At 71.3% G+C, this 16,908-nt stretch carries 18 protein-coding genes; 6 read left to right on the forward strand and 12 right to left on the reverse strand.

Translation table 11 applies throughout. The features are described from left to right. The first annotated feature begins 276 nt into the window (after positions 1–276). The 4 genes from cofD to HNP44_RS11710 all read left to right on the forward strand — a co-directional run bounded on the left by cofD (position 277) and on the right by HNP44_RS11710 (position 4,258). Positions 277–1,302 carry a 2-phospho-L-lactate transferase gene (gene cofD / locus HNP44_RS11695; RefSeq protein ID WP_259140452.1) on the forward strand — a complete coding sequence of 342 codons (1,026 nt, stop codon included), beginning with the start codon at positions 277–279 and terminating at the stop codon, positions 1,300–1,302. Then, entirely contained in the window at positions 1,299–2,708 is a 1,410-nt protein-coding gene (locus HNP44_RS11700) for a coenzyme F420-0:L-glutamate ligase (RefSeq protein WP_259140453.1), read from the forward strand. The genes cofD and HNP44_RS11700 overlap by 4 nt, the downstream gene beginning before the upstream one ends. Before the next feature lie 4 nt (positions 2,709–2,712). Beyond that, positions 2,713–3,270 carry an NUDIX hydrolase gene (locus HNP44_RS11705; RefSeq protein WP_259140455.1) on the forward strand — a complete coding sequence of 186 codons (558 nt, stop codon included), beginning with the start codon at positions 2,713–2,715 and terminating at the stop codon, positions 3,268–3,270. A gap of 181 nt (positions 3,271–3,451) precedes the next feature. After that, positions 3,452–4,258: an alpha/beta fold hydrolase gene (locus HNP44_RS11710; protein ID WP_259172125.1), complete on the forward strand. Its 807-nt coding sequence runs from the start codon at positions 3,452–3,454 to the stop codon at positions 4,256–4,258. A 30-nt stretch (positions 4,259–4,288) separates the two neighbouring features. On the opposite strand, the gene HNP44_RS11715 is transcribed toward HNP44_RS11710, so the two are convergent. Genes HNP44_RS11715 through glgC form a run of 3 tightly spaced genes read right to left on the reverse strand, consistent with a single transcriptional unit; the run spans position 4,289 to position 6,895 of the window. Continuing rightward, entirely contained in the window at positions 4,289–4,765 is a 477-nt protein-coding gene (locus HNP44_RS11715; protein ID WP_374758777.1) for a MerR family transcriptional regulator, read from the reverse strand. Between the two features lie 5 nt (positions 4,766–4,770). Then, positions 4,771–5,619: an SDR family NAD(P)-dependent oxidoreductase gene (locus tag HNP44_RS11720; protein ID WP_259140475.1), complete on the reverse strand. Its 849-nt coding sequence runs from the start codon at positions 5,617–5,619 to the stop codon at positions 4,771–4,773. A 58-nt stretch (positions 5,620–5,677) separates the two neighbouring features. Beyond that, positions 5,678–6,895: a glucose-1-phosphate adenylyltransferase gene (gene glgC / locus HNP44_RS11725; protein ID WP_259140477.1), complete on the reverse strand. Its 1,218-nt coding sequence runs from the start codon at positions 6,893–6,895 to the stop codon at positions 5,678–5,680. Positions 6,896–7,063: 168 nt separating this feature from the next. Between glgC and glgA the strand changes: the two genes are divergently transcribed. Continuing rightward, entirely contained in the window at positions 7,064–8,245 is a 1,182-nt protein-coding gene (gene glgA, locus HNP44_RS11730) for a glycogen synthase (RefSeq protein WP_259140479.1), read from the forward strand. Positions 8,246–8,465: 220 nt separating this feature from the next. On the opposite strand, the gene HNP44_RS11735 is transcribed toward glgA, so the two are convergent. The 4 genes from HNP44_RS11735 to HNP44_RS11750 form a co-directional block, all read right to left on the reverse strand. After that, positions 8,466–9,329, reverse strand: coding sequence for a putative RNA methyltransferase (locus tag HNP44_RS11735; RefSeq protein WP_259140481.1), 864 nt, complete (start codon positions 9,327–9,329; stop codon positions 8,466–8,468). Between the two features lie 76 nt (positions 9,330–9,405). After that, a complete protein-coding gene (locus HNP44_RS11740; protein ID WP_068532479.1) occupies positions 9,406–9,573 on the reverse strand; it encodes a DUF3117 domain-containing protein in 168 nt (55 codons plus the stop codon). A gap of 111 nt (positions 9,574–9,684) precedes the next feature. Then, positions 9,685–10,005, reverse strand: a complete 321-nt coding sequence (locus HNP44_RS11745) for a DivIVA domain-containing protein (RefSeq protein WP_259140487.1) — start codon at positions 10,003–10,005, stop codon at positions 9,685–9,687. Positions 10,006–10,012: 7 nt separating this feature from the next. Then, positions 10,013–11,191 (reverse strand): erythromycin esterase family protein, encoded by a 1,179-nt coding sequence (locus HNP44_RS11750; RefSeq protein WP_259140488.1) that lies wholly within the window; start codon positions 11,189–11,191, stop codon positions 10,013–10,015. Positions 11,192–11,249: 58 nt separating this feature from the next. Between HNP44_RS11750 and HNP44_RS11755 the strand changes: the two genes are divergently transcribed. Further along, positions 11,250–11,948 (forward strand): MerR family transcriptional regulator, encoded by a 699-nt coding sequence (locus HNP44_RS11755; RefSeq protein ID WP_259140490.1) that lies wholly within the window; start codon positions 11,250–11,252, stop codon positions 11,946–11,948. A gap of 4 nt (positions 11,949–11,952) precedes the next feature. Here HNP44_RS11755 and HNP44_RS11760 read toward each other — a convergent pair whose 3' ends face one another. The 5 genes from HNP44_RS11760 to HNP44_RS11780 are packed head-to-tail and all read right to left on the reverse strand — an operon-like array spanning position 11,953 to position 16,907. Next, positions 11,953–12,861: a glucosyl-3-phosphoglycerate synthase gene (locus HNP44_RS11760; protein WP_259140492.1), complete on the reverse strand. Its 909-nt coding sequence runs from the start codon at positions 12,859–12,861 to the stop codon at positions 11,953–11,955. After that, positions 12,858–13,751, reverse strand: a complete 894-nt coding sequence (gene folP / locus HNP44_RS11765; protein ID WP_259140493.1) for a dihydropteroate synthase — start codon at positions 13,749–13,751, stop codon at positions 12,858–12,860. Before folP ends, HNP44_RS11760 begins: the two co-directional genes overlap by 4 nt. Before the next feature lies 1 nt (position 13,752). Beyond that, positions 13,753–15,564: a long-chain-acyl-CoA synthetase gene (locus HNP44_RS11770; protein WP_259140495.1), complete on the reverse strand. Its 1,812-nt coding sequence runs from the start codon at positions 15,562–15,564 to the stop codon at positions 13,753–13,755. Positions 15,565–15,573: 9 nt separating this feature from the next. After that, positions 15,574–16,122 carry an LOG family protein gene (locus HNP44_RS11775; RefSeq protein ID WP_259140496.1) on the reverse strand — a complete coding sequence of 183 codons (549 nt, stop codon included), beginning with the start codon at positions 16,120–16,122 and terminating at the stop codon, positions 15,574–15,576. Continuing rightward, positions 16,119–16,907 (reverse strand): LOG family protein, encoded by a 789-nt coding sequence (locus HNP44_RS11780; RefSeq protein ID WP_259140497.1) that lies wholly within the window; start codon positions 16,905–16,907, stop codon positions 16,119–16,121. The genes HNP44_RS11775 and HNP44_RS11780 overlap by 4 nt, the downstream gene beginning before the upstream one ends. Between the last annotated feature and the right edge of the window lies 1 nt (position 16,908).

Consider the following 16,908-nt stretch of genomic DNA (forward strand, 5'->3'; position numbering starts at 1 on the left):
CGCCGCACTGAATGACACGGTTGTGATTACACACGTGCAAAGCCGCCACGTCAAGCTGAACCGGAAAATTAGCTAATACCACCTGGATGCCCGAATGCGAGCCCTCGACACGTGGTTGAGATGTGATCCGCGTCATATTTCACACGCGCCCGCCGACCCACCACAACAGCGCGTCGCACAACTGATCATGCCAGGAACGGGGGCGTTCGCGCGACCTCCTCGATCACCTCGACCCGTCCCGAGAGCCTCCGCCCGGCGACCACTACCCTGGGAGGAGTGAAGGTGACGGTGCTGGTGGGCGGTGTCGGCGGTGCGCGGTTCCTTGAAGGCGCACGCGAGCGCTTCGGAGTGACACCGTTCCCGGAGAAGGACGGACCGGCCCCCGACGGCGCCGCCGGAGACTCCGTGACCGCCGTGGTGAACGTGGGCGACGACGCCTGGATGCACGGCGTGCGGATCTGCCCCGACCTCGACACCTGCATGTACACCCTGGGTGGCGGCATCGATACCGAGCGCGGCTGGGGCCACCGCAACGAGACCTGGCACGCCAAGGAGGAGCTCGCGAAGTACGGCGCCGATCCGGACTGGTTCGGCCTCGGCGACCGCGACCTCGCAACGCACCTCATCCGCACCCAGATGCTCTCCTCCGGATATCCCCTCACCGACGTCACCGCGGCGCTGTGCAATCGATGGCAGCCGGGCGTACGGCTGCTCCCCGCGACCGACGGGCGGCACGAGACGCACGTCGTGGTCGCCGACCCGGAGTCCACCGACGGCGCGAAGAAGGCCATCCACTTCCAGGAGTGGTGGGTGCGGTACCGCGCCGACATCGAGACCTTCGGCTTCGCGCAGGTGGGCGGCGCGGACGGCGGCGGCTCCGGCAAGGCGCTGGCCTCGCGGGCCGCGATCGCCGCCATCGAGGAGGCGGACGTCGTCTTCCTCGCCCCGTCGAACCCGGTCGTGTCGATCGGCGCGATCCTGTCCGTCGGCGGGGTCCGCGCCGCACTGCGCTCCACGAAGGCCAGGGTCATCGGCGTCTCCCCCGTGATCGGCGGCGCGCCGCTGCGCGGCATGGCCGACCGCTGCCTGGACGTACTCGGGATCGAGACCAGCGCCCAGGCCATCGGCGAGCACTTCGGCGCCCGCAGCGGCAACGGCATCCTCGACGGCTGGCTCGTGTCGGAGGAGGACGCGGGCGTCGCGATCGACGGTCTGCCCGTCGCCGCGGTGCCCCTGCTCATGAGTTCGCCCCAGGCCACCGCAGCGATGATCGACGCCGGACTCGAACTGGTGGGCCTGTGAGCTCCCGACCCGAGCGCGACCACGGCGCCGCCTCGCTCGAGATCCTGCCCGTTCTCGGCGTGCCCGAAGTTGAGCCGGGCGACGACGTGGCGGCCCTGCTCGCCGTTGCGGCGCCGTGGCTCGCGGACGGCGACGTCGTCGTGATCACCTCGAAGGTCTTCTCCAAGGCCGAGGGCCGGGTGCTCGACGCACCGTCGGACCCCGAGGAGCGGGACGCCTTCCGGCGCCGCCTGATCGCAGAGGAGTCGGTGCGCGTTCTCGCGACCAAGGGCCGCACCTGGATCACCGAGAACAGGCTCGGCGTCGTGCAGGCCGCGTCGGGCGTGGACGCCTCGAACGTGGCCTCCGACACCGTCGCCCTGTTGCCCGAGGATCCTGACGGCAGCGCGGCCGTCGTGCGCGCCGGACTGCGCGAACGCCTCGGCATCGACGTGGCCGTACTGGTCACCGACACCATGGGGCGGGCCTGGCGCAACGGCCAGACGGACGCCGCGATCGGCGCCGCCGGCATGGAGGTGCTGCACGGCTACGCGGGCGCCGTCGACGCCTACGGTAACGACCTCGTGGTCACCGAGATCGCCGTCGCCGACGAGCTGGCCGCCGCCGCGGACCTCGTCAAGGGCAAGCTGGGCGGCGTCCCCGCCGCGGTGGTGCGCGGCTTCGCAGTCCGTGCGCCCCGGGCGGATTCGCCCCTCGCGACCGCCCGCGGCCTCGTACGCCCGGGCGAGGACGACCTGTTCCACACGGGCGTCGAGCTCGCGCGTCGGCAGGCGCTGCTCGTGCGGCGGTCCGTCCGGGCCTTCGCCGACGAGCCGGTACCGGCCGAGGACGTGCGCGACGCCGTAGCGGAGGCTCTGACGGCCCCTGCGCCCCATCACACGCATCCCGTGCGGTTCGTGTGGGTGCGGGACGCGGAGCGCCGCACGGCCCTGCTGGACGCCATGAAGGCGCAGTGGGCGACGGACCTCGACGGTGACGGGCGCACGCCCGAGTCCGTGGCGAAGCGGGTGCGGCGCGGGCAGCTGCTCTACGACGCCCCCGAGCTGATCCTGCCGTTCATGGTGCCCGACGGCGCCCACTCCTACCCTGACGGTCGGCGCACTGCCGCCGAGGAGACGATGTTCACCGTGGCCGTGGGCGCCGCCGTGCAATCGCTGCTGGTGGCGCTGGCCGTGCGGGGGATCGGTAGCTGTTGGGTCGGATCGACGATCTTCGCCGCCGACACCGTGCGCGAGGTGCTGCGACTGCCCGACGACTACCGCCCCGCGGGCGCGATCGCCGTCGGCTACCCGGCGGATCCGTCCGCGCTGTCCTCGCCCCGGCCGCCGCTCCCGCCGGGCGACATGCTCATCGAGATACCGGCTCCCGCCGGCGCCGCGGAGCCCGATTCGCCGGAAGAGCGGTAGCCGAGTGACTTTCGCCTCCCTACACGCCTCCGCGATCGACGTCCTCGCGCGGTTCGACGCCCGCTCCGACGGAGACGATGCCCTGCGCCACACGGTGCTCGCCTTCCTCGACGCTCAGCCCAATGCCTGCGCCCGCGCGAACGTGCCCGGCCACATCACGGCGTCGGTGGTGATCCTCAACGAGGCCCGCACCCACGTGGTGCTCACCCACCACCCGCGGGTGGGCGAGTGGCTGCAGTTGGGCGGGCACTGCGAGGACACCGATTCGACGGTGGCCGCCGCCGCACTGCGCGAGGGGCACGAGGAGTCCGGCCTCGCCGACCTCGTCCTCGACGCCGATCTCCTGACGCTGCACACCCACCCGATCCGCTGCTCGCTCGGCGTCCCGACGCGCCACCTGGACCTGCGCTTCCGAGCCTTCGCCGTAGGCGCCGACACCCCGGAGCTCGCGATCAGCGAGGAATCGAACGACCTGCGCTGGTGGCCCGTCGACGCCCTTCCTGAGTCCGCGGAGCACACCACCGTCGCCCATCAGGTACGCGCCGCCCTCGCCCGCGACTGAACGCAGCGCACGCCAGGAGGTGCACGCCGGAGCGTCCGTGCGCAGCCGAAACCCATCACCAGCGACTTTTCTGAGAGGTATTGCGTCCGCATCTATCAATCCGTAGGCTCCGAACAATCCGTCCGGCGCACCGTCGGACCCCGCGGGCCCCGCCCGCCCGACCACGACGAGGTGGCACGAGATGTTGGCGTACGAACGATTCGGCTCGGGTGAGCCGCTGGTCCTGGTCCACGGGATCGCGCACCGCCGGCAGGCCTGGTACCCCGTCGCCGAGCGGCTCGCGGAGCACCGCGAGGTCGTCCTGTTCGACCTCCCCGGCCACGGCGAGTCCCCCGCGCTCGACCTCGCGGGGCGCACCGTCCAGGAGGCCCTGCAGCAGCACCTTGAGGACCTGTTCGATGAGCTGGGCCTCGAGCGCCCGCACATCGCCGGCAATTCGCTGGGCGGACGCATCGCGCTCGAGGCCGCGGCCAGCGGCATCGTCAGCAGCGCGACGGGCCTGTCCCCTGCCGGCTTCTGGCGCGATGAGAAGGACTTCCAGCTGATCCGCGCGCACTTCGCCGCGCTGATCACCGCGGGCCGGCTGGCGGCGCCACTCGCTCCGCTGCTCACCCGCAGCGGCATCGGCCGCCGCCTCATGCTCGCCTCGCTGATGACGCACGGCGAGCGCCTCACCGCCGACCGCGTGCTCGGCGACCTCCGCAACATGGTCGACGCCCGGCACACGCTCCACGACATCATCGGGGGCGCCTTCCCGTTCGAGGCCGACATCGCCGCCGATATCCCCGTCACGATCGCCTGGGGCACGCAGGACCGCGTGCTCCTCCCCTATCAGGGCCGGCGGGCCCGCCGTCACCTACCCACGGCCGAACACATCTGGCTCCCCGGGAGCGGTCACGTCCCGATGTCCGACGATGCCGACGCCGTCGTCGAGATCATCCTGCGCGGCTCCTCTCACGGCCTGCTCGCCCGCGCTGACGCGGCCTGATCGGAGCGCGCCGCTTGAGCGGCCACCCCGTCAGTGCGTCCCGCCCCGGCCGTAGACTGCGATCTTGTACTCCGTGGCGGCCAGGGAAAGCGTCAGCTCGCGCATGCGGCGCCGAATGGTGTCCCGATGCTCGAGGAGCATCTCGAGTCGCTCCTCGACGGAATCGTCTCCCACATCAACCAGTTCGACGTAATGCTGAAGGTCCCGCATTGACATCCCGGACAGTCTCATACGGGTGATGAAGACCAATCGCCGCTGCGCTTCTGCGTCGTACGTCCGGTGCCCGAGAGAATCCCGATCCACTGCAATCAGCCCCGCCCGCTCGTAGTACCGGATCGAATGCGGCGAGAGTTCGAGCATGTCCGCCACCTCCGCGATCGAGCGCACAGGCGGATCGTCGCCCGCGTGGACCAGCCGATGGATCGTCTCCACCGAGACCGCCCCATCGATCTCGGCATACTCATCCACTTCGCGGAGTACCCGGGCCATCACGTCGTCGGTCGCCACCGTCGTCACGCTCCTTCACTCGGAAAGTCCGCGGATCGCGCTACGTCTGCCCACTCCCGGACATCGTCGATCGCCGCAGTGTAGGTCTGCAGCAGGCGGTCCACCGCCTCAGCGCCCAACGGGAGCCGGAGCGGAATCCGCTCCGACCGGATCAGGTCCCCGATGATTTCCGCCGCGCGCGCAGGGTCACCCTCCTGCTCGCCGTCCGCCGTCGCCAGTCCGTCCTGCACCGCTCCGACGGTTGCGGCATACACCTCCGACGGTACGGCAACCTCCAGCGAATGGGCCGTGTTGAAACCGGTGCGGAAACGCGACGGCTCGACCAGCACAACTCTGATACCGAATTCCGCCACCTCGGCCGCAAGCGCCTCGGACCAGCCCTCCAGCGCGAACTTGCTCGCCGAGTACGCGCCGACGCCCGGGAACGACAGCCTGCCGCCCTGGCTGCTCATCTGCACGATCGTCCCCGTTCGACGGTGCCGCATCCCCGGCAGGGCCGCACGGGTCAGCGCCGCCACAGCGAAGAAGTTCAGCTCCACTTGCTCCCGCAGCTGCTCTATCCCCAGGTCCTCTGCCGATCCGCTGATCGCCCGCCCTGCGTTGTTGACCAGGACGTCGATCGGCGACCGCGCGATCCGGTCGATGACCCGATCCACCGCCCGCTCGTCACGCAGGTCCGCCTCGATCACATCCAGCCGCCCCGGATAGGCGGCGACGAGATCCCGCACGGACGCCCCGGCGCGGACCACCGCCGTCACGGCGTCGCCGCGCCCCAGCGCGTCCTCTAACAGGCACCGGCCGAATCCCTGTGAAGCGCCGGTGATCAGCCAGTTCAGATCTCTGTCCGTCGTCATGCCTGCGAAGCTAGGCCTTCGAGCGCACTCAAACGCAAGCCCCGGGCAGGAACCTGGCTCAGCCGATCCGGAAACCCTTACCGACGGTGACCACACCGCCGGCGGAGACGTTGAACCGCTCGCGCTCGCGCTCCAGGTTCACGCCGAGGATCTCGCCGCGCCCGACCACGACGTTCTTGTCGAGGATCGCGCGCCGAACCACTGCGCCCGCCTCGATCTTGACGCCGGGCATGAGCACGGAGCCCTCGACGGTCGCACCGTCGCCGATGGTGACATTGGCGCCGATGACGGAGTTGCGCACCGTCGCACCCGAGATGATGCTGCCGGCGCCCACCATGGACTCCTGCGCGAGCCCGCCGCGGGCGAACTTCGCCGGGGGCAGATTGTCGTTCTCGCAACGGATGGGCCACTGCCGGTTGTAGAGGTTGAAGATCGGGTACACCGAGACGAGGTCCATGTGGGCCTCATAGAAGGCGTCGATGGTGCCGACGTCTCGCCAGTATCCGGCGTCGCGTTCGGTGGCTCCCGGCACCTGGTTGTCGCTGAAGTCGTAGACCGCCGCCTCCCCGCGGGCCACGAACGCGGGGATGATGTCGCCGCCCATGTCGTGATCGGAATCCGGGTTCTCGGCATCGGCGATGATCGCCTCGACGAGGGCCTGCCGACTGAACACGTAGTTGCCCATCGACGCGAAGGTGACCTCGGGGTCGTCGGGCGTGCCAGGCGGGTCCGCCGGCTTCTCCAGGAATTGGGTGATGCGACCGGAGTCATCGGATTCGATGCAGCCGAAGGCCTTCGCCTCCGCACGCGGCACGCGGATTCCCGCGACGGTGACGCCCGCGCCGGACTCGATGTGCGCCTGCACCATCTGCGACGGGTCCATCCGGTACACGTGGTCCGCGCCGAAGACCACGATGTAGTCGGGGTCGTCGTCGGTGATGAGATTCATCGACTGGAAGATCGCGTCGGCACTGCCCGTGAACCAGCGCTTGCCCACGCGCTGCTGCGCCGGCACCGGGGTGATGTACTCGCCGCGGAAGCCGAACATGCGCCAGGTCTGGCTGATGTGCCGGTCCAGCGAGTGCGACTTGTACTGGGTCAGCACGCACAACCTCTGGTATCCGGCGTTCACCAGATTCGACAGCACGAAGTCGATGAGGCGGTACGAACCGCCGAAGGGCACGGCGGGCTTCGCGCGGTCCGCGGTCAGCGGATACAGGCGCTTGCCCTCGCCACCGGCGAGGACGATTCCCAGGACTCGAGGCTGGTTGCTCACGGGGTCCACGCTAACCCCAATCCGGGCACCCGTGCAGCGTTCTGCGGCAGTGCATCCTGTTCCACGACGATGCACAGGCGTCCGGGCGGAGAACCACAGGTGAACCGCACCGTTCGGGCTCCGTCGAACCGCCTGCGTGCAGCCCCAGCAGGCTCTAGCGTGGTGGCCATGCGTGTAGCGATGATGACGAGGGAATACCCGCCGGAGGTCTACGGCGGCGCGGGCGTGCATGTGACCGAACTCGTCGCGCGACTGCGCAACCTCTGCGAGGTCGACGTGCATTGCATGGGCGCCCCCCGCCCGGACATGGACGGGGTCACCGTCTCCGGGCCGGACCCGGAGCTCGCGGGCGCGAACACCGCCCTCGAGATGTTCTCCACCGACCTGCGGATGGCGAACCTCGCCGCGGAGGCCGAGGTGGTACACAGCCACACCTGGTACACCGGACTCGCCGGGCACGTCGCCGCGCAGCTCTACGGCGTCCCGCACGTCCTCACCGCGCACTCACTCGAACCCCACCGCCCGTGGAAGGCCGAGCAGCTGGGCGGCGGCTACCGCCTCTCCAGCTGGGCCGAGCGCAACGCCGTCGAGTACGCGGACGCGGTGATCGCCGTGAGCCGCGGTATGGCGGACGACGTGCTCGACGCGTACCCGAACCTCGACCCCGCCCGGGTCCACGTGGTGCTCAACGGCATCGACTCGGAGATGTGGCACCCCGCCGCCACCTTCGGCGATGACTCCCCACTGGTCGAGCGCGGCGTTGACCCGGACCGCCCCATCGCCGCCTTCGTCGGCCGCATCACGCGGCAGAAGGGGGTCAAGCACCTGGTCGCCGCGGCACACCGGTTCGATCCGGACATCCAGCTCGTGCTGTGCGCCGGCGCCCCGGACACCCCCGAGATCGCCGCGGAGACCGCGGACGCAGTTGCCGCGCTGGCCGAGTCGCGGGATGGCGTGCACTGGGTGCAGGACATGTTGCCGACCCCGAAGGTGCGCGAGATCCTCAGCGCCGCGACGGTGTTCGTCTGCCCGTCGGTGTACGAGCCGCTGGGCATCGTCAACCTCGAGGCCATGGCCTGCGGCACCGCCGTGGTCGCCTCGGACGTGGGCGGCATCCCCGAGGTGGTCGTCGACGGAGAGACCGGCACGCTCGTGCACTACGACGAGGTGCACACCGACGCCTTCGAGGCCGGCCTCGCCGACGCCGTGAACGCGCTCTGCGCGGCCCCGGCGCGGGCCGCGGCGTACGGCGCCGCCGGCCGAGCGCGGGCGGTCGCTGACTTCAGCTGGGAGTCCATCGCCGCGCAGACCCTGGACGTCTACCGGCACGCCATCGCCGCCCGCGGGTAACACCCACTCGCGGCTGAACTCTCGCAGGTTCCCACGGCTCGATGTGCGCCGCTCGAGCGGGCGGCCGTTCGGCGTGCCGGATCGGGGTGGGCGATGCGCACACTCGGCGTATCCGCGCATGCGGCACGGGTATCCGCGCACCGCGCGCGACTGTGCGAACGCGGCACGTACGCACAGCGGCGTCCCGTGCGCGGCGGCCTCCCGCGCACGCGAAGCACGCCTACCGCACCTCGTAGACGCTGACGGTGCCGGACGCCGTCACGGCCGCGGTGCCGCCCGCCGTGAGGTCCGCGATCGCGGCGGCGCGCGCCTCGGCCGCACCGTGGTGCGCGCTCGGCCCCATCGCGACGAGATCGGTCGCGGCGTCAGGGGTGAGATCCATGACCCACTCGTGCTTCTCGCGGTCGACGAGCGAGAAGTCGTGCAGCGCACCGTCGAGCCGCGCCACCTTGCCCTCCTCGACCGAGATCATGCCGAGCGGCTCGACGATCTCGCGGAGGTGCCGCGGCCCCGGCGTGAGCACCACGAGCCGGCCGCCGGGGGCGAGGACGCGCGCGAACTCGGCGGCGTTGCGGGGCGCGAACACCGACAGCACCGCGGCGACGGCACCGTCGGCGACGGGCAGCCGCGCCCACCCGTTCGCGACCACCGCACCGATCGACGGCCCCCGCCGGGCGGTGCGCCGCGCCGCGGGCTTCGAGAGGTCGAGCCCGATGCCGGTGCCGCCGAGCCCGTTCGCGGCGCGCGCGGCGCAGGCTCGCGCGAGGTACTCACCCTCGCCCGCGCCGCAGTCGAGGACGGGTCCGGCCGGCGCGCCCGTGGCGGCGGTCGCGACCGCGGCGTGAAAGGTCTCGTAATGGCCGGTCGCGAAGAACCGCTCGCGGGCGGCGATCATCGCGGCGTCGTCGGCGATCAGTCCGCTCGCGTCGCCGGCGAGAAGGGAGACGTAACCCTGCCGCGCGACGTCGAAGGCGTGCCCGGCGGGGCACAGCAGAGTGCCACTGTCGACGTCGAATCCGCCGCCGCAGTGCGGGCAGGCCAGCGCGGGCAGCGCCGCGACCAGGCCGGGCGGGACTTGCACCATGGGATACCCCCCGGGGGAACGAGGAGATCCCGCACGGTGGCACCGCGCGGGATCTCAGGGAAAGCAGTTCTACCGGCTACGACGTGACGCCGCGCAGCTCCTCGCCGAGTGCGGCGGCCTCGTCCGGCGTGAGCTCGACCACGAGGCGTCCACCACCCTCCAGCGGCACGCGCATCACGATCCCGCGCCCCTCCTTGGTCGCTTCCAAGGGGCCGTCCCCCGTACGTGGCTTCATAGCCGCCATCCGTTGCTCCCTTCAAATCCTTCACCCGCCCGAGCGCAGCCCGCAGCGGGTCCGCTCCACATTCTAGCCTGTGCGCTGCATCGATCGGCGCGGACCGCTGGCAATGCGGGCCTAGTCGGCCTCGCCGGAGGCCTCGGTCGCGGCGGAGGCAGGCGCCTGTTCGGCGGCCAGCCGTGCGCGCAGGACGTCGATCTCCCGCGCCAGTCGTTCGAGCGCCCAGTCCACCTCGGCGGGCTTGTACCCGCGTACCACCTGCTGGAACCGGAGCGCGCGGACGTCCATGCCCGCGACGTCGTCCGCGGGCAGCACGGTCGGCGTGGCAGCCGTCTCCAGCGGCGGGGTGTCGTCACCTCGCCCGAAGACCAGCGCTGCCACGCCGTACAGCACGGCCGCGACGGCCAGCAGTCCCAGGGCGTACAAGACGATCACCATGAGGCCATCATGCCCGAACCTCCGACAGGAAGAGGACACCGTCGGTCTCCGCCAGCCGGTCGACGTCCAGCGGGAAGTACGCCCCCATCGCGTCCCGATCGGCCCGCACGGGCGCACCGCGGAGCCGCTCGGCGAGCTCCGGCCCCGTGTACAGGTGGGCCGGATCGGCCTGCTCCCACGACAGCTCGCCCTCGACCGTCCCCGGTGCCGGCGCCGCGAGCCCGTGCGCGGGTGCGGCGCCGATGGCCATCGCCACGTGCCGGTAGCCGTCGCCGAGGCTCGCTGCGGCCTGCGCCCCGCCGCTGAACCAGCGCACGGTGTGCGGCCCCATCTGCATCTCGCTCACCCCGCGCTGCAGGTGCAGGTTGTGCGCGAAGGCGAGGGTGCCGCCGCGCGGCGCCTCACGGTCGACGATCGCCAGCAGGTTCCGCCCCATCATCACGTCCCGCTGGGCGCTGAGCCGGCCGAGCCGATCGGGAGTGTCCGTCGCCATGATCGCGTGGTACCGCAGCAGGCCGACGGCGGTCGCCGCGTCGGCCCGCAGCCACCACCCATCGTCCCCCCGCGCGGCCAGTTCCGGCGCGTACGCGTCGAGGACCGCGCACAGGTCGTCGGCCAGCAGGCGCAGGCGATCGGCGTCGACGGTGCGCCCGACGCCCCAGTCCGCCTCATACATGGCACGTTCCTCGGTCCACCGCGACTCGTCACGGAGCAGCGCATCGAACTCCGGCTCGGCGGCGACGCTCGGGGCGATGTCGGCGAGCGCCGCGCGGAGCCGGAGGAGGTACGTGCGCGGGCTCGGGGCGGCCGCCATCTCCATCGGCCCGTCGAAGCCGTAGAACCGCACCGGCGTCTCCAGTGTCCGATTGAGCGCACGGAGGTTGCGCAGCAATTCGCCCGTCGCCTCCAGCGCGTGGACGTAAGGATGGCTGAAACCCTCGTCGAGGACCCGCTGCAGGTCGATCTCCGCGCCCGCGAGGTAGTCGTTCACCAGCGGCGCGCGGTGCAGGTCCGACTCGACGGCGATCGAGCGGTAGCCGCCGCGCACCACGAGGTCCTCGATCACTGCGTTGCGGGCTCGGAGGATCTCCTCCGATCCGTGCATGGGCTCGCCGAGGGCCAGCAGGCGGGTCGCGGTGGGCTGGGCGTCGAGGAAGGAAACGAGGTCTACCTGGTCCGGATTCATTCCTTCCACGATATCGTTGAAGCGTCCATTGAAACTTTGCCGCAGAATCGCCAGTCCCGTGCCCGATAACCTTCAAACCTCGCTTCGACCCGTCGACCTCGCACGCCCGCACGGGCTCTCCACCCAGGCGGTACGCAACTACGAGGAGCAGGGCGTCCTACCCCCGGCCGGGCGCACCCCGTCGGGCTACCGGGCCTACACCGAGCGGCACCGACTCGCGCTCGACGCCTTCCTCGCACTGATCCCCGGCTGCGGGCACGCGCGGGCGGGCTCCATCCTGCGCGCGGTGCACCGCGGCGACCTCGACGCCGCCTTCGCGCTGCTCGACCAGGCGCACGAGGAGCTGGCCGGCGATCGCGACACCTTCCGCCGGGTGCGCGCAGCACTCGCGGACCTGGGCGACCCCGGCAACGACGACGGCGCCGCACTGTTCGTCGGCGAGGTGGCCCACCTCCTGGGCGTCGTCCCCGCCACGCTGCGCTCGTGGGAGCGGGCGGGCATCGTCCGGCCGGAGCGGGACCGCGCCACCGGCTACCGCGTGTACTCCCCCGCCGACGTCCGCGACGCGCGGATGGCGGAGCAGCTGCGACGCGGCGGCTACGGCCTCGCCCGGATCGCCGAGCTCACGGAGCACGTCCGCGACGCGAGCGGCGTGGAGCCGCTGCGCGCGACGTTGGACGGCTGGCACGCGAACCTGGGCCGACGGGGCCGTGCCCTCGTCTCCGGCGCCGCGGCGCTCGACGCCCTGCTGGGCTGAGCCGCTACGACAGCGATGTGACCGGCGGCCGGTCCCGGAGGGAGACCTCCGTGGTGACCTCGGTGAACCGGTCCTCCGGCCCCGGCTCCACGAGGTACTGCGTGATCCCCGCACCCGAGTCCTCGATCCCGCAGCGCCGCAACGCCGTCCCCAGGATCTGCCGACTCATCACGCCGAGGTCGCGCAGGTCACGGTTGCGGTGCTTGCGCACGGAGAGATTGACCTGCGCGATCCCCGCCATGCCGTAGCGGGCTTCTGCATCCAGCAGCAGCCCGATCTCCACGCCGTATCCGGGCGCGAAGGGCACGGAGGCGAGAAACTCGCGCGTCCCCGCGTACTCGCCGCCCAGCGGCTGCAGGATCGCGCGCAGCTGTGGTCGCAGCGCCGCCAGCAGCGGCCGCGCGACGAGCTCCGTCACGCGGCCGCCGCCCGTCGGGTCCTCGCCCTGCTTGAAGACGCGCAGCGGGCGCCGGTAGTACGCCTTGACGAGGTGCACCTCGGGGTGGAACAGCATGGGCCCCAACAGCCGCGGCACGTACCGCGGGTCGGGCTCGATCAGGTCGGAGTCGACGAAGGCGATCAGGTCGCCCGATGCGGCCGCGACCCCGCGCCACAGGGCCTCCCCCTTGCCGGGTACCGGCGGCAGCCCGGGGATCGCCTCCTCGCGGCTGATCACCGTGGCGCCGGCGGCGCGGGCCCGCTCGGCCGTGGCGTCGGTCGAGCCCGAGTCGAGCACGATCAGCTCGTCGACGAGGGTCCCCAGGAGCGGCGTGATCGTCGCCACCACCGCGCCGACGGTGGCCTCCTCGTTCAACGCCGGGAGCACCACGGAGACGGTACGTCCGGCCTTCGCGGCGACGAGTTCGTCGACGCTCCAGCGGGGCTCCTCGAACGACCGGTGGGCGGTGCTCACGCGAGCCCCCGCACGACGCGGGCCGGCGCGCGCGTGCCGTCGATGGAGGCCACCATCTCCACCACCCGGCGGGTGTCCGCCACCTGGTGCACGCGGAACATCCGGGCCCCGGCGTGCGCGGCGAGGGCGGTCGCGGCGAGGGTCCCGGCCACTCGCTCCTCGAGTCCGGCATCCAGGGTCTCGCCGATGAAGTCCTTGTTGGACAGGGCCATCAGCACCGGCCAGCCTGTGCCGACGAGCTCATCCAGGTGCCGCAGCAGCGCGAGCCCGTGATGGGTGTTCTTGCCGAAGTCATGGGTGGGGTCGATGACGATGCCGTCCTCCCGCACCCCGGCCGCGAAGGCGGCCTCCGCGGCGGCGGCGAGCGAGTCGCGGACGTCGGCGACGACGTCGGGATAGCGCACCCGGAACGGGCGGGTACGGGGCACGGCGCCGCCGGTGTGCGAGCAGACGAGGCCCGCGCCGGTAGCCGCGGCGATCCGGGGCAGGTCGGGGTCGGCGCCGGCCCAGGTGTCGTTGATGAGATCTGCGCCGGCGTCGACGGCGGCCTCGGCGACGGAGGCCCGCCAGGTATCCACGCTGATCAGCAGGTCGGGGTGCCGGTCGCGCACCTGCGCGATGAACGGCACGGTGCGCGCGATCTCCTCGGTCGCGTCGACCTCCTGGCCGGGTCCGGCCTTGACGCCGCCCACGTCCACGACGTCCGCGCCCTCGGCCACGGCGGTGTCGACGCGCGCGAGCGCGGCGTCCACGGCGAAGTAGCTCCCCCGGTCGTAGAACGAGTCCGGCGTGCGGTTGATGATCGCCATCACCAGCGCCCGGTCCGTCGGGACCGGGCGGCCGCAGAAGGTGGGGCGCACGGGGACCGGGCCCACCGACGGTGCGGTCATCCTAGGAGCGCAGATCCGGGACCTTGGCGGCCGCGACGTCGTCCGCGTACCCGTCGTAGGCGGGGACGTAGCCGTCCGCACCGCCGACGAAGACGTACAGCGGGTCATCGCCTGTGTCGGCGAAGCCCTGCTTGCGGAGTTCGCCCTTGAGGCTCTTGAACGTGGAGGTGACCTCGAGGCTCGGCACGACGCGCGCGTACAGCGGGATCGCGTAGGCGGGCAGCTCGTTCCGCAGCTGCGTCGCGAGCGCGGCGCCGTCGAAGTCTCGGCCCTCGGCGAGCTTGACTGCGGCCATGCCGGCCTTGCCATCGGCACCGGGGATCGCGACGCCGTAGACGATCGCACCCTCCACTTGATCGGCCTCGTCGAGCGCGCCCTCGACCTCCGTGGTCGCGACGTTCTCGCCCTTCCACCGGAAGGTGTCGCCGAGGCGATCGACGAAGGCGATGTGATCGAAGCCCTGGTTGGTCACCACGTCGCCGGTGTTGAACCATACGTCGCCGCTCGTGAAGCCGTCGCGGATCAGCTTGGCGTCGTTCGCCTTCCCGTCGGTGTAGCCGTCGAAGGGCGCGGACTTGGTGATCTTGGTCAGCAGCAGGCCGTTCTGCCCGCGCTTCACGCGCTGGAGCCGGCCCTTCGCGTTGCGCAGCGGTCCGGCGGTATCGATGTCGTACTCGACCACGGCGTGCGGCAGGGGGCACAGGCCGACGGTGGCCTCGATGTTGAAGACGTTGACGAAGGCGATGTTCGTCTCGCTCGCGGCATAGAACTCCATGATCCGCTCGATCCCGAAGCGCTCCTGGAACTCCCGCCAGATCTCCGGCCGCATGCCGTTGCCGGCGGCCACCCGGATCGTGTTCGACCGGTCACTCGGCGTGGGCGGCTGGTTGAGCAGGTAGCGGCAAATCTCGCCGATGTAGATGAACATCGTCGCCGAGTTCTCGTTGGCTTCGTCCCAGAACCGCGTCGCCGAGAACTTGCGGCCGATCGCGAGGGTGGCGCCCGAGACGAGCACCGAGCCGAGCGCGACGAGGGCGGCGTTGTTGTGGTACAGCGGAAGCGGGCAGTACATGACGTCGTCGCGGCGCATGCGGACGGCCGTCGCACCGAAGCCCGCCATGCCCTTGAGCCAGCGGTAGTGCGTCATGATCGACGCCTTCGGCATGCCCGTGGTGCCCGAGGTGAAGACGTAGAACGCGCGGGTGCTCGCGGGCAGCGTCGCGGTGACGGCCGGGTTCTCCGTGGCGCGGGGATCCGCGGCGCGCGCCTGCCGGGCCTGCTCGGCCAGCTCGTCGATCGTGAGCACGACGCCATCGGCGGGCCGGTCCGCGGCATCGAGCGAATCGAATGCTTCGAGGTCCTCGGCGCCGACGATGATCGTGCCGGTTTCGAGGATGCCGAGGCTGTGCGCGAGGACGGCGCCGCGCTGGTTGTAGTTGACCAGGCCCGCGGTGGCGCCGACCTTCACGATGGCGAGCATCACCAGCACCATCTGCGGGTGGTTGTGCATGACGACGCCGACGACGTCGCCCACCTTCACGCCGCGCTGGAGCAGCACGCGCGCATAGGTGTTCACGGTGGCGTTCGCCTCGCCGTAGCTGACGCCCTCGCCCTGGAACCGCAGGAAGTCGCGCGACGGGTGCTGGGCTGCGCGCTTGGCGAACACCGTGCCGATGGTCTCCTTGCTGTTCGGCGTGCGCAGCAGGATCGACGGGCCCTCCTTGATCAGGAGGGGCAGATCGGGAATCAGCTTGCCGACGCCGCGCGCCAGATCCACGATGCCGACGGTGCTGTTCTTATGCGTAGAGCTCACGCGGCGAGCCTACCGTGGGACCGCCGTACCACGGCACGCCTCGAGAGCGGCCGTGACGTCAGTCGCGCGGAGCAGCCGGCCGAGAGCGGCGTCACCGACGAACCCCTTGGCCTTGAGACCCTCGATCCAGTCGAGCAGCGGCGCGTAGAAGCCGTCGTGGTCGAGGATCACGACCGGCTTGTCGTGCATGGAGAGATAGCCGGCGGTCCACGCCTCGAAGAACTCCTCGAGGGTGCCCACGCCGCCCGGCAGCACCAGGAAGGCGCCCGCGTTGTCGTCCATGAGCTGCTTGCGCTCGCGCATGGTGTCGACCACGAGGAGCTCGTCCGCGCCGTGGTCGGCGACCTCGCGGTCGACGAGGGCGGTCGGGATCACGCCCAGGGTGTGGGCGCCGCCGTCGCGGGCGGCCTGCGCGACCGCACCCATCATGGAGACGTGTCCGCCGCCCCAGACCAGCGAGTCCCCCCCAGCAGCGATACCCCGCCCCACCTCGGTCGCGAGGTCGATGTACTCCTGCGGCACGGGGCGCGAGGCGCAGAAGACGGCGATCGCGGTCACGAGGGATCCACCTGCGTCGCCTCGGCCTCGCGCGCGGCGTCGGCGCGCACGATGATGTCGATGGCCTCCGCGACGGAGTCCGTGACGGTGATCAGGTCGACGTCGCCGGGCGAAACCATGCCCTGCTCGGTCAGCGTGCCGCGGATCCAGTCGACGAGGCCGCCCCAGTACGCGGAGCCGAGCAGGACGATGGGGAACCGGGTCACCTTGTGCGTCTGGACCAGCGTGAGCGCCTCGAAGAGCTCATCGAGCGTGCCGAAACCGCCGGGCAGGCAGACGAAGGCCTGCGCGTACTTGACGAACATCGTCTTGCGGACGAAGAAGTAGCGGAAGTTGATGCCGAGGTCGACCCAGTCGTTGAGGCCCTGCTCGAAGGGCAGCTCGATACCCAGCCCCACGGAGAGGCCGTCGGCGTCCTTCGCGCCGCGGTTCGCGGCCTCCATGGCGCCGGGGCCGCCGCCGGTGATCACGGCGTAGCCCGCCCGTACCAGTCCGGCGCCGAGCTCGCGGCCGGTGGCGTACTCGGGCGAATCCGGCTTGATCCGAGCGGATCCGAAGACGGTGACGGCCTGCGGCAGTTCCGCGAGGGCCCCGAAGCCCTCGACGAACTCGGCCTGGATCCGCATCACCCGCCAGGGATCGCGGTGCAGCCAGTCGGCGTCGTCCGCGTTCGCGAGGAGCCGCTGGTCAGTGGTCGACGATTCCGTCGCCGCCGCGCCCTGCACGCGGACGGGGCCGCGGTAGCGCAGGTAGTGGTCGTGGGAGGGCTTCTTATCGGAGGCCATG

The organism is Tsukamurella ocularis (assembly GCF_024807615.1).
Lineage (GTDB): Bacteria > Actinomycetota > Actinomycetes > Mycobacteriales > Mycobacteriaceae > Tsukamurella > Tsukamurella ocularis.